We start from the raw sequence: 13130 nt of genomic DNA, 5'->3' as shown, positions 1-13130 counted from the left end.
AGGAGGATTGACGGATGACCGCCATCAAAACCATTGATTACAAGAACGATAAGGAATTCCACGAGAAACTGATTGAAGAAGTCCTCGCGGAATATCCGGAGAAGACCAGGGTTCGCCGTGCCAAGCACCTGTCCGTCGCGCAAGATGGCGCTTCGGATTGCGGCGTGAAGTCGAACATCAAGTCGATCCCCGGCGTCATGTCCATCCGCGGTTGTGCCTATGCCGGCGCCAAGGGCGTGGTGTGGGGACCGGTGAAGGACATGGTTCACATTTCCCACGGCCCGGTCGGCTGCGGGCATTATTCCTGGTCGCAGCGGCGTAACTATTACGTCGGCACGACCGGCGTCGACAGCTTCGGTACGATGCAGTTCACCTCGGACTTCAAGGAAAAGGACATTGTCTTCGGCGGCGACAAGAAGCTGAAGGCGGTGATCAACGAGATCGAGGAGTTGTTTCCGCTGAACAAGGGCATCTCGGTCATGTCCGAGTGCCCGGTCGGCCTCATCGGCGACGACATCGAGTCGGTCGCCAAGGAGAAGAACAAGGAAATCGAAAAGCCGGTGGTGCCGGTGCGCTGCGAGGGTTTCCGCGGCGTCTCCCAGTCGCTCGGCCACCACATCGCCAACGATGCGGTGCGCGACTGGATTTTCGAGAAGAGCAAGCACGAGGAGACCTTCGAGTCGACGCCGTATGACGTCGTTCTGATCGGCGACTACAACATCGGTGGTGACGCCTGGTCGTCGCGCCGCCTGCTCGAAGAGATGGGCCTCAGGGTCATCGCCCAGTGGACCGGTGATTCCACCCTCGCCGAGCTGGAGCGGGCGCCCAAGGCCAAGCTCAACCTCATCCACTGCTACCGGTCGATGAACTACATTTCCCGGCACATGGAAGAGACCTACGGCACGCCGTGGTTCGAGTTCAACCTGTTCGGGCCGTCACGGATCGAGATGTCGCTGCGTGCCGTCGCCGAGCACTTCGACGACAAGATCAAGGAAGGCGCCGAGAAGGTCATCGCCAAGTACCGGCCGATGGCCGACGCGGTGATCGAGCGCTTCAAGCCCCGCCTCGAAGGCAAGAAGGTGATGCTCTACGTCGGCGGCCTGCGCCCCCGGCACATGGTCAACGCCTACGAGGACCTCGGCATGCACATCGTCGGCGCGGGCTACGAGTTCGCCCACAAGGACGACTATCAGCGGACGATGGACTACGTCAAGGAAGGCACGCTGATCTACGACGACGTCACCGCCTACGAGCTCGAGAACTTCGTCAAGCGCATCCGTCCCGACCTCGTCGGCTCCGGCATCAAGGAGAAGTACGCGACGCAAAAGATGGGCATTCCCTTCCGCCAGCTTCACTCTTGGGACTATTCCGGCCCCTACCACGGCTACGACGGCTTCGCCATCTTCGCCCGCGACATGGACATGGCCGTGAACAACCCGTCCTGGTCGATGATGAACGCCCCGTGGACGGTGCCCGCAGCCGCAGCGGAATAACCCCCCGGAGAGACGCCGTCTCGACTGTCTTGCCCGCCTTGAGGCCACACCGGCCGCCTTCCCTACCGCGATGCGGGAGGGAAGGTCGGGCAAGCACAGCCGCTAGGAGAAGATTAAATGCCGCAGAATGCAGAACAGATCAAAGATCACGTCGCTCTATTCAAGGAGCCTGAATATCAGGAGATGTTCGCGCGCAAGCGTGAGGAATTCGAATGCCGCCCGTCCGAAGAGAAGGTGCAAGAAGTCGCCGAATGGATGAAGGGCTGGGAGTATCGTGAGAAGAACCTCGCTCGCGAATCCCTGACCGTCAATCCGGCGCGCGCCTGCCAGCCGCTGGGCGCCGTCTTCTGTGCCGCCGGCTTCGAGAAGTCGCTGTCGTTCGTGCACGGCTCGCAGGGTTGCGCTGCCTACTTCCGCTCGCACCTGTCACGCCACTTCAAGGAGCCGTCGTCGGCGGTATCGTCGAACATGACCGAGGATGCCGCGGTGTTCGGTGGCCTCAACAACATGGTCGAAGGGCTGAAGAACTCGTACACCCTATACAAGCCGGAGATCATCGCCGTTTCGACGACCTGCATCGCCGAGGTCATCGGCGACGACCTGCAGGCCTTCGTCGCCAAGGCCAAGCAGCAAGGCTCTGTGCCCGAGGACTTCGACGTCGCCTACGCACACACCCCGTCGTTCGTCGGCAGCCACGTCGACGGCTACGACAACATGCTCGAAGGCATCCTGAAGAACTTCTGGGAAGGCAAGTCGCGCACGACGCCGACTGAGAAGATCAACATCATCCCCGGCTTCGACGGCTATTGCGTCGGCAACATCCGCGAACTCAAGCGCATCCTCGCGCTGATGGGTGTCGAGGCGACGATCCTTTGCGATCCGTCGGACGTCTACGACATGCCGGTCAATGGCGAATTCACCATGTACGCCGGCGGCACCACCATCGCCGAGTGCAAGGACGCGATCAACGCCAAGGCGACGGTGAGCCTGCAGGAGTACTGTTCGAAAAAGTCCCTGGCGCTGTGCAAGGCCAACGAGCAAGAAGTCGTCAACTTCCACTACCCGCTCGGCATCGCCGGCACCGACGAATTCCTGATGAAGATCTCGGAGCTCACCGGCAAGCCGATCCCCAAGCAGCTCGAGCTGGAACGCGGACGCCTGATCGACGCGCTGACCGACTCGATGGCCTACGTTCACGGCAAGACGTTCAGCCTGTTCGGTGATCCCGACTTCTGCATGGGCATGACCCGGTTCCTTCTCGAGATGGGCGCCGAGCCGATGCACATCGTTTGCAGCAACGGCACCAAGCCCTGGGCGAAGAAGATGAAGGCGATCGTCGATGCCTCGCCGTACGGCAAGCGCGCCCAAATCTGGCCCGGCAAGGATCTGTGGGCGATGCGCTCGCTGCTCCACACCGAGCCCAGCGAGTTCCTGATCGGCAACAGCTACGGCAAGTATCTTGAACGCGATTGCGGTATCCCGCTGATCCGGCTCAACTTCCCGATCTTCGACCGTCACCACCACCACCGCTTCCCGCAATTCGGCTACGAAGGTGCGATCCGCGTTCTCGTTCAAATCCTCGACAAGGTGTTCGACGTGATGGACAGCGAGACCAACATCGCCGGCAAGACCGATGTCAGCTTCGATCTGACCCGCTGATATCGCCACGTCAACCCACCGCCTCGCCCGCCCTCTCCCGTATACGGGGGAGGCTCGCGGCGGGGGGAAGATGACCCGCAGTACGACCGACGCTTTCCCGGGGAGAGCCCACATGCTGAAGGACAAGCTCGCCAAGGTCTTCAACGAGCCCGGCTGTTCCCACAATCAGGAGAAATCGGAGAAGGAACGCAAGCGCGGATGTTCAGCCAAGTCGTTGACCCCGGGCGCCGCCGCCGGCGGCTGCGCCTTCGACGGCGCCAAGATTGCGTTGCAGCCGATCACCGACGCGGCGCACCTAGTGCACGGACCGATCGCCTGCGAGGGCAATAGCTGGGACAGCCGCAATTCGGCATCCAGCGGCCCCACCCTCTACCGCACCGGCTTCACCACCGACCTTGGCGAGCTCGACATCATTCACGGCGGCGAGAAAAAGCTTTACCGCGCGATCAAGGAGATCGTGCACGAGCGTCATCCTCCCGCCGTCTTCGTCTATGTCACCTGCGTGACCGCGCTCATCGGTGACGACGTCGAGGCGGTCTGCCGGGCGGCGAGCGAGCGGCTCGGCACACCGGTGATCCCGGTCAACGCACCCGGCTTTGCCGGCTCGAAGAATCTCGGCAACAAGCTCGCTGGCGAGGCCTTGCTTGATCATGTGATCGGCACGCTCGAGCCGGAGACGACCACTCCGTTCGATATCAACGTTCTCGGCGAGTACAATGTCGCCGGCGAGCTCTGGCAGGTGCAGCCGCTGTTCGCCCGCCTCGGCATTCGCATCCTGGCGCCGATTACCGGCGACGCCCGCTATCACCAGGTTGCGGCGGCGCATCGCGCCCGCGTCAACATGGTGGTCTGCTCGCAGGCACTCGTCTCCCTCGCCCGGCAGATGCAGGAGCGTTGGGAGATCCCCTATTTCGAGGGCTCGTTCTACGGCATCGCCGATACATCGATGAGCCTGCGCACGCTGGCCCGCCTTCTCATTTCCCGCGGCGCGCCGGCGGACCTGCTCGAGCGCACCGAAGCGCTGATCGCCGAAGAAGAGGCCCGCGCCTTCGCCGCGCTCGCCCCCTACCGCGAACGCCTCGCCGGCAAGCGCGTGCTGCTCTACACCGGCGGCGTCAAGTCGTGGTCGGTGGTCTCGGCGCTGCACGAGATCGGCATGGTCATCGTCGGAACCTCGGTGCGCAAGTCGACCGACGAGGACAAGGAGCGGATCAGGGAACTGATGGGCGAAGACGCGCCGATGGTCGACCAGATCCCCGCCAAGCAGATGTACAAGATGCTCTCCGACGGTGAGGCCGACATCCTGATGTCGGGCGGCCGCACGCAGTTCGTGGCGCTGAAGACCAAGACCCCGTGGCTCGACATCAACCAGGAGCGCCATCACGCCTACGCCGGCTACGACGGCATGATCGAGCTGGTCCGGCGCATCGACGGCGAGCTGAACAATCCAGTCTGGCCGGAAATCCGCCGACCGGCGCCCTGGGATGCCGCCTTCGGGTCGGCTGGCGAAGCCGAGCCGGTTGCGGCGGAGATGCATGCATGACCGAGGTCGTTCCCTCCACGAAGGCTTGTGCCGTCAACCCGCTGAAGGTGAGTCCGGCCCTCGGCGGGGCGATGGCCTTCCTCGGCGTCGACGGATCGCTGCCGCTGTTCCACGGCAGCCAGGGCTGCACGGCGTTCGCCCTGGTGCTGATGGTCCGCCATTTCCACGAGGCGATCCCGCTGCAGACGACGGCGATGAGCGAGCTGACGACGATCCTCGGCGGCGCCGACAACGTCGAGGCGGCGATCGGCAACATCCGCGAGCGCAACCAGCCGAAGCTGATCGGCATCTTATCGACCGCCCTGACCGAGACCCGCGGCGAGGACATTGGCGCCGAACTCAAGGCGATGCGCGAGCGTCACCCCGAATGGCACGATCTCGACCTCGTTTACGCCTCGACCCCGGATTATGGCGGCAGCCTCGAGGAGGGCTGGGGCGCGTCGGTTAAGGCGATGATCGAGACGCTCGTGCCCGAAGAGCGCGGACCGCGGACCCTGCGCCAGGTCAACGTGCTCGCCGGCAGCCACCTAACCCCCGCGGACGCCGAGGAGATCCGCGAGATCATCGAGAGTTTCGGATTATCGCCGCTGATCCTGCCCGACCTCGCCGGCTCGCTCGATGGACACGTTCCCGACCATCACATCCCGACGTCGCTCGGCGGCACGCCGCCGGCGGCGATCCGCGAACTCGGCCGGTCAGCCGTGACCTTCGCCATGGGCGAGCACATGCGCCCGGCGGCCGAAGCCCTGACCCGCCGGACGGGGGTTCCCTTTCGCCTGTTCGATCACGTCACCGGTCTTGCCGCCAGCGATGCCTTCATCGCCGCGCTGATGGAGGTGAGCGGAACGCCGGCGCCGGAACGGGTCAAACGCGAGCGCTCCCGGCTGATCGACGCCATGCTCGATGGCCACTTTTTCTTCGAAGGCAAACACATCGCCATCGCCGCGGAGAGCGACCTGCTGCTCGCCGTCGCCGCCTTGCTCGCCGCAATGGGCGCGCACGTCGGCGCGGCTGTCATTCCCTGCCCATCACCGGCGGCGGCACGCGTGCCGGCGGCGCGGGTCCTCGTCGGCGACCTGGGCGACCTGGAGAAGGCGGCGCACGGCTGCGATCTCGTCATCGCCAACAGCCACGCGCGTGAGCTGGCCGAGCGTCTTGGCCTTCCGCTGTTTCGCCTTGGTTTTCCGGTGTTCGACCGACTGGGCGGCCCGCAGCGCGTTTCCGTCGGCTATCGCGGGACGCGCTGCCTGATCTTTGATCTCGCCAATCTCTTGCTCGATCACGCAGCCGGCGCTCACGCGGCGGTGGGCGGGAACGCGCACGAACTTCTCGAGGAAGAACACCATGCTCAGGCTCAAGCTGGTTGACACAAACGCGGAGCCGATGAGCCGGCCAACCGCTGAGGGACAAGGAGGACACATGAAGGTCGCGTTCGCGACACAGGACCTGCACACGATGGACGCCCACTTTGGCGGCGCCCGCAACCTCGCGATCTACGACCTTTCGCAAGAGGGGTACAAGTTCGTCGAGGCGGTGCGGTTCGATCAGGCAAGCAACGAGGACGGCCAGCACGGGACCGGCGACGACCGACTGGCATCGCGCCTGGAAGCCATCGACGGCTGCTCGCTGCTGTTCGTGCTGGCGATCGGCGGACCGGCGGCGGCGAAGGTCGTCAGCCATCAGATCCATCCGGTCAAACTGCCGAAGCCGGAGCCGATTGGCGACATTCTCGAGCGCCTGCGCACGATGCTGAATGGCACCCCGCCGCCGTGGTTGCGCAAGGCTCTCAAGGGGGGCGTTACGGCCAATCACGACTTTATCGACGAGGACGAGGAATGACTCCCGACGCACCGCTCTCGAGCGAAGACGACTCCGAGGCCGCCGCGCTCGCCACGCCGTTCATTCGCGCGCTCGTTCGTCAGATGCGTGCGCACGATACCACCGGCTTCTGGGAGCGAAAGTCGGACAGCGAACTCCTCGCCGGCTACATCGTCACCCGCGCCCAACGCCGGACCATGCCGATCATCGGCGATCCGGACGCCAAGCTGCTGTGGCGCATCGACCAATATTACGCCGCCGTCGGCCTCGCGCTTGAACAGCGGGTCGGCATGATCGCAACGCCGATCATCAAGCTCACTCACGAGGGATTCGGGCGGGTGGTGCTGATCGTCGGCAAACTCGTCGTCACCAGCCGCGTGCTGCGCGACGTCAATCGTTTCGGTTTCGAATCGCTCGCCGTGCTCGCCGCCGAGGGCGAGAAACTCGTGGCCGACGCGGCGAAGAACATCGAAGCCTATCCGGAAGTGGCCCAGGCCTGACGGGCCACCACTCCAGCGTAAGGGAGAGGAATTAATGGAAGCACAACCACTGACCCGAGACGGAACACCGTGGGTTCCGCTCTACATCGAATCCGTCGACGAGGAAAAATGCATCGGCTGCGGCCGCTGCCAAAAGGTCTGCGCCCACGGCGTGCTTGACATGCAGGGCCTCACCGAGGAGGGCGAGACCTGCCCGGTCGGTGACGAGGAGATGGAGCGGATCGTAACCATCGTCGTCCAGAAGGGCAAGTGCATCGGATGCAACGCCTGTTCGATGGTCTGCGGATCGAAGGCGATCAACCACATCCCAGCCTCTGCACTGTGATGACCCTGCTCGGCAGCCCATCCGGCGGTCGGACTCTTTATGTCGAACTCGTCGCCCACGGCAAGGGCGATGCGTTCGACCGGCACGTCTTCGCCTGCGCCGTCTCGGTGGGAGCGGCCGAGCAGGAACGTCCTCTGACCGAAGCACTGGGGCTCACCCCCTCGAACCTCACCCGTCTGTTCAACGCCTACTTCCCCGATGGCGCCAGTCTCATCCCGCCGCTCCCACCGAGCGCCGGGCCGGGCGAAGACTCGATCGAAGAGCCGGATCTGCGCCGCCTGCTGCTTGAGCACTGCCGCCGGGGCACGATCGAGGAACAGTGGCTCGCCGCGATCATCGCCCGACGCTCGCTGCGCCCCAACCATCTCTGGCAGGACCTCGGCCTGTTTAACCGCTCGGATCTCAGTCGCCTGCTCCATCGCCACTTCGAAGCCCTTGCCTGCCGCAATCAGGGGGACATGAAGTGGAAGAAGTTCTTCTATCGCGAGCTGTGCCTGCGCGAGGGTGTGCTCATCTGCAAGTCGCCGGTCTGTGATGTTTGCTCTGATTACGCCCATTGCTTCGGCGACGAGCAGGGCGAGCCTCTGGCGCGGCTGCAGTTTCCCGACATGCGCACCTAGCTCCTAGCGTCCGCTCTCCTGTCCAGCAGCCAGGAGCGCCTGTCGCCGCGTCGATTTTCCAACAAAACCGACGGTGGTGTCGTGCGCGCTTGACCGGCCGTCGCGGTAGATTTCATCTAGAACAGGGCATTCGTTGCTGGCATGCGAATTGCTTTGCCCCATAGCGATAACCAACCGTTTGTCGTGGAGGATACCATGGTAGCGATCAGCGAAAGCGCCAAGTCCGTCATCCGCCGGCTTATCGATCAGAGCAAGGACGGTGCGACGGGCCTGCGCATCATGGTCGAGCAGGGCGGCTGCGCCGGCATGCAGTACAAACTTGGTCTTGATACCTCCGCCAACGCCGACGACGAGGTCTACGAGTTCGACGGCGTGAAGCTGTTCGTCGATCCGTTGAGCCTGCCGATCATCGAGGGCATGAACATCGATTTCGTCGACTCGCTCGAGACCTCCGGCTTCGTTTTCGACAATCCGAACGCCGGCAACACCTGCAGTTGCGGTAAGTCGTTTTCCTGACGGTTTTCGGTCGAGGTCTGACACTCCCATGAACGACCGGCTCGCGGCGTCCAGACACGCTCCCATCTTCATCAACGACACCACCTTGCGCGACGGTGAGCAGACCGCTGGTGTCGCCTTCAATCTCGGCGAGAAAATCGCTATCGCCGCCGCGCTCGATGCTGCCGGCGTACCCGAGCTGGAAGTCGGCATGCCGGCGATGGGCGAGGAAGAGCGTGACGCCATCCGCGCCATTCTCGATCTCGGGCTTTCCGCGCGGGCAATCGGCTGGTGCCGCGCCAGGCGCAGTGACGTTGATGCGGCCGTCGCCTGTGGGCTTGAGACCGTGAATGTGTCCGTGCCGGTTTCGGACCGCCAGATCGCCGGCAAACTTGGTCGCGACCGGGCCTGGTTACTGGGTCAGGTGATTGAAATCACCGAATACGCGCGCTACAGGGGATTGCGGGTGCATATCGGCGGCGAGGACTCGTCGCGTGCCGATACGGATTTCCTGTGGCGTGTGCTCGAGGCCGCGGAACGGTCAGGCGCCGTGCGGTTTCGCTATGCCGACACGCTGGGCGTGCTCGATCCCTTCGCCGCGCTCGATGCGTTCCGCGACCTGCGTCGCCGCTGCCGTATCGAGTTGGAAATCCACGCCCACGACGATCTCGGCCTTGCAACGGCGACCTCCCTCGCCGCCGTGCGTGGCGGCGCGACACATGTGAGCACGACCGTCAACGGTCTCGGCGAGCGCGCCGGAAATGCGCCGCTGGAGGAAATCGTCGTCGCCCTGCAGCAGCTTTACCGCCGGCCGACCGGCATCAATTCCAAGCATCTGCCGCGCATCTCGGCACTCGTCGCCGGCGCCTCGGGCCGGCCCATTCCGCCGGGCAAGAGCATTGTCGGTGCCTGCGCCTTCACCCACGAGGCGGGCCTGCACGTCCACGGACTGCTGCGGGACCAGGAGACCTATCAGGCGCTCGATCCCATCGACGTCGGGCGTGAACACCGCGTCGTTCTCGGCAAGCATTCGGGCCTCGCCGCCGTGCATCACGTGTATGGCGAGATGGGCCTTGCACTGCCGCCGCTGCAAGCGGACGCGGTGCTGGCGCTGATTCGTCATTGGGCGGAGCGCCGCAAGGCGGCACCGTCGGCGGATGTCCTGCGCCATTTCTACGAACGTACCCGTCACCTTCGCGAAGAGGCTGCCTAAATGTCGATTACCCTACCAAAGGACCTGAAGGACCTGACCGACGCCGAGGAATATTTTGATTACTTCGGCGTCACATTCGATCCGAAAGTCATGCATGTCTCGCGTTTGCATATCCTCCAAAGATTTCACGAGTATCTCGAAACGGAGGACTTTGCCGGCGATGAAGCCGCGCTCAAGCCGGTGCTTGCCGGTCTTCTCGAGCGCGCCTACGGTGATTTCGTCCGGTCCGATCCGCTGACGGAGCGGGTGTTCAAGGTGTTGAAGGACGCGCCCGAGCGGCCCGAGCCGGTTCCCGGCCGCGCCTTCGTGCCGCTTGATGAGGTGATCACCCCCGTACGCGCAAAAACCTAAGGCAGCGGCATAACCCGCGCCCGTCCAGGACAAAGAACGCCGACCTGAACGAAGCCACGAGGACCATACGGGCAATGTATAAAATCATCCGCCGCGAGGCATTCTCCGATACGACATTTCTCTGGGAGGTGCTGGCGCCCGACGTCGCCCGGTCGGCACAGCCCGGCCATTTTGTCATGCTTCGCCTGCACGATGGCGGCGAGCGTATTCCACTGACCGTCGCCGACTTCGATCGCGACCGCGGGACCATCACCATGGTCATCCAGTCGCTGGGCAAGACGACGGTGGAAATGCGCGACCGCTACGCCGAAGGCGCGGAGTTCGAGGATTTCGTCGGCCCCCTCGGGCTGCCACAGCACATCGGCGCGTTCGGACATGTGGTGCTCGTCGGCGGCGGCCTGGGCGTGGCGCCGGTCTATCCGCAGCTGCGCGCTTTTAAAGAGGCGGGCAACCGCACCACCGGCATCATCGGCTTTCGCAACAAGGATCTCGTCTTCTGGGAAGACAAGTTCCGGGCCTACTGCGACGATCTGATCGTCTGCACCGACGACGGCAGCTATGGGACGCCCGGTTTCGTCACCGCGGCCCTGCAGCGGCTGCTCGAGACCGATCCGCCCGACCTCGTCGTCGCCATCGGCCCGCTGCCGATGATGAACGCCTGCGTCGAGACGACGCGGCCGTTCGGCGTGAAGACGATGGTCTCGCTCAACGCCATCATGGTCGACGGCACCGGCATGTGCGGCTCGTGCCGGGTGACGGTGGACAACGTGGTCAAGTTCGCCTGCGTCGACGGGCCGGACTTCGATGGCCACAAGGTCGATTTCCGCGAACTGATGACCCGCCAGCGCCGCTTCAAGGGTCAGGAAACGGTCGCCAGCGATAGCTACGGACACGTCTGTAACGTCGAGAAGCAGCTCTTCGAAGATGGCAAGCGCGGCTACAAGAAGCTCGTCGAACTTGCTCCGCACCAGGTGAAGATGCCGGAGCGCGACGCCAGCGAGCGGGCGCGCAATTTCAAGGAAGTCAATCTCGGCTATTCGATGCACGAGGCCTTCGCCGAAGCCGAGCGCTGTATCCAGTGCAAGAAGCCGACGTGCATGTCCGGCTGTCCGGTCTCGATCGATATCCCGCGCTTCATCCGCCATCTGCTTGTTCGCGATCTGGACGGCGCGCTCTCCGTGATCAACGAGAGCAATCTCTTTCCATCGGTTTGCGGGCGGGTGTGTCCGCAGGAAGCGCAGTGCGAAAGCCAGTGCGTGATCAACCGGAAGATGGAATCGGTGGCGATCGGTCGCCTGGAACGCTTCGTCGGTGATCACGCGAAGTCGCCGAAGGCGGTGCCGCTGCGTTTCGAGGCCCCCTTGGGCCGGGTCGCCGTCGTCGGCTCAGGGCCGGCTGGCCTCGCCGCCGCCGCCGACCTGCTGCGCTTCGGCGCCGAGGTGACCGTCTACGAGGCACTGCACGTGGTCGGCGGTGTGCTGCGCTACGGCATCCCCTCCTTCCGCCTGCCGCGCGATATCATCGACCGCGAGGTACAGCGGTTGAAAGACATGGGCGTGCGCTTCGAGACCAACAAGGTTGTCGGCAAGACGTTCACCATCGAACAGTTGAAGACCGATATGGGCTTCGATGCCGTGTTCGTCGGCGCCGGTGCCGGCGCGCCCTCGTTCCTCGGCATCCCCGGCGAGTTCGCAGGTCAGGTCTACTCGGCCAACGAGTTCCTCACCCGCGTCAACCTGATGGGTGGCGATAAGTTCCCCTATCTCGATACGCCGATCAGCCTCGGCAAGAGCGTCGTCGTCATCGGTGCCGGCAACACCGCGATGGACTGCCTGCGCGTCGCCAAGCGACTTGGCGCGCCGACCGTCCGCTGCGTCTACCGCCGCTCCGAAGCGGAGGCGCCCGCCCGCATTGAGGAGCTTCGCCACGCCAAGGAAGAGGGCATCGAATTTTTCTTCCTGCACACGCCGGTCGAGATCCATACCAATGCCGAGGGTGACGTCAGCGGCATGAAGGTGCAGAAGATGATGCTTGGCGAGCCCGACGAGAAAGGCCGCCGCAAGCCCATCGCGCTCGATGAATTCGTCGAACTCGATTGCGATACGGTGATCTACGCGCTGGGCACCAATGCCAATCCGATCGTCGGTCAGTCCACCACCGGCCTCGGCTTGAACAAGTGGGGCTACATCGTCGCCGACGACGCCACGCAGGCGACCAATCTTCCGGGCGTGTTCGCCGGTGGCGATATCGTGACCGGTGGCGCGACGGTGATCCTGGCGATGGGCGCGGGCCGTCGGGCGGCGAAGGCGATCGGTGCCTACCTGCAGAGCAAGGCGTGGCCGATCACGCCCGAAGATGTCGCGGCGTTCGTACCACCGAAGCCGCTGAGCGAGTCCGTAACCGCCTCCGCGGCGGAATGAAGAGGGGTAGGCGATGAACGTCAATATGGACGCGGGGCTGGTTTGTCCGAAGTGCCATCAGCCAATCGAGGGTGACGAGCAGTACATCTGCTGCGCCGGCGCGAAGTTGCAATGGCGGTGCACCGACTGCGGCAAGGTCAGCGAAGGATTTGCCTTTCCTTACGGCATGTGCCCACTGTGCTCGGGCAAGCTGGAGATGCTCGGCGATCGCGATATCGAAGGTGCCGCCGCGCTCGACGCCATCCGCACGGCCTTCGAAATCGAACTCGGCGGTCAGGCGTTCTACAGCCGGGCCGCGCTGCAAGCAAAGGAACCGGCGCTGCGTGATCTATTCGAGCGGTTCGCCGAAATGGAGGGCGAGCATATCGAAACGCTGTCGCGCCGCTACCATGCCGACGTGGCGATGCCGTCGGACGACTTCCGCCTCGACCGGGCAGCGATCTATGCCGGCCTCGAAAACCGCCCGGAGGACCCGGGCAACCTCATTCGCATCGCGATTTCGTTCGAGCAACGGGCGGTGGACTACTTCACGACACAAGGCGAGAAAGCTCCGGCCGGATCGGTCGAGCGACAACTTTATTACGAACTGGCGGCAGAGGAGCGCGAACACGTGGCTCTGCTGACGACTGAATACGACCGTTGGCAGGCGGGCAAGGCCGGATTGCTTTAGGTTTTGCACAGACGATTGTGCGT

At 63.9% G+C, this 13130-nt stretch carries 11 protein-coding genes and 1 pseudogene; all 12 read left to right on the top strand.

The window, feature by feature from the left end; all coding sequences use genetic code 11:
• Positions 1–14 precede the first annotated feature (14 nt).
• The 12 genes and pseudogenes from nifD (at position 15) to gltA (ending at position 13107) form a co-directional block, all read left to right on the top strand.
• Positions 15–1493 carry a nitrogenase molybdenum-iron protein alpha chain gene (nifD, locus tag IPK66_14125; protein ID MBK8176352.1) on the top strand — a complete coding sequence of 493 codons (1479 nt, stop codon included), beginning with the start codon at positions 15–17 and terminating at the stop codon, positions 1491–1493.
• A gap of 117 nt (positions 1494–1610) precedes the next feature.
• Positions 1611–3152, top strand: coding sequence for a nitrogenase molybdenum-iron protein subunit beta (gene nifK, locus IPK66_14120; protein MBK8176351.1), 1542 nt, complete (start codon positions 1611–1613; stop codon positions 3150–3152).
• Between the two features lie 112 nt (positions 3153–3264).
• A complete protein-coding gene (gene nifE, locus IPK66_14115) occupies positions 3265–4695 on the top strand; it encodes a nitrogenase iron-molybdenum cofactor biosynthesis protein NifE (GenBank protein ID MBK8176350.1) in 1431 nt (476 codons plus the stop codon).
• Positions 4692–6062 (top strand): nitrogenase iron-molybdenum cofactor biosynthesis protein NifN, encoded by a 1371-nt coding sequence (gene nifN / locus IPK66_14110; GenBank protein MBK8176349.1) that lies wholly within the window; start codon positions 4692–4694, stop codon positions 6060–6062. Before nifE ends, nifN begins: the two co-directional genes overlap by 4 nt.
• Positions 6063–6114: 52 nt before the next feature.
• The gene (nifX, locus tag IPK66_14105) at positions 6115–6534 is read left to right on the top strand and encodes a nitrogen fixation protein NifX (protein ID MBK8176348.1); all 420 of its coding nucleotides are present in this window, start codon (positions 6115–6117) and stop codon (positions 6532–6534) included.
• A complete protein-coding gene (locus IPK66_14100; GenBank protein MBK8176347.1) occupies positions 6531–7013 on the top strand; it encodes a NifX-associated nitrogen fixation protein in 483 nt (160 codons plus the stop codon). Before nifX ends, IPK66_14100 begins: the two co-directional genes overlap by 4 nt.
• A gap of 34 nt (positions 7014–7047) precedes the next feature.
• A complete protein-coding gene (fdxB, locus tag IPK66_14095) occupies positions 7048–7338 on the top strand; it encodes a ferredoxin III, nif-specific (GenBank protein MBK8176346.1) in 291 nt (96 codons plus the stop codon).
• Positions 7338–7958, top strand: coding sequence for a nitrogen fixation protein NifQ (locus IPK66_14090; GenBank protein MBK8176345.1), 621 nt, complete (start codon positions 7338–7340; stop codon positions 7956–7958). Before fdxB ends, IPK66_14090 begins: the two co-directional genes overlap by 1 nt.
• Before the next feature lie 195 nt (positions 7959–8153).
• Positions 8154–8474, top strand: a complete 321-nt coding sequence (locus IPK66_14085; protein MBK8176344.1) for an iron-sulfur cluster assembly accessory protein — start codon at positions 8154–8156, stop codon at positions 8472–8474.
• Between the two features lie 28 nt (positions 8475–8502).
• Positions 8503–9666: a homocitrate synthase gene (gene nifV / locus IPK66_14080; GenBank protein MBK8176343.1), complete on the top strand. Its 1164-nt coding sequence runs from the start codon at positions 8503–8505 to the stop codon at positions 9664–9666.
• Positions 9667–10017 (top strand): nitrogenase-stabilizing/protective protein NifW, encoded by a 351-nt coding sequence (locus IPK66_14075; protein ID MBK8176342.1) that lies wholly within the window; start codon positions 9667–9669, stop codon positions 10015–10017.
• A gap of 74 nt (positions 10018–10091) precedes the next feature.
• Positions 10092–13107 (top strand): annotated as a pseudogene (gltA, locus tag IPK66_14070) (NADPH-dependent glutamate synthase).
• Positions 13108–13130: the final 23 nt, after the last annotated feature.

This window comes from Rhodospirillales bacterium (assembly GCA_016712595.1).
In the GTDB taxonomy this organism is placed as follows: Bacteria; Pseudomonadota; Alphaproteobacteria; order Rhodospirillales; family Defluviicoccaceae; genus Defluviicoccus.
This window is presented reverse-complemented; position numbering and strand designations above follow the sequence as displayed.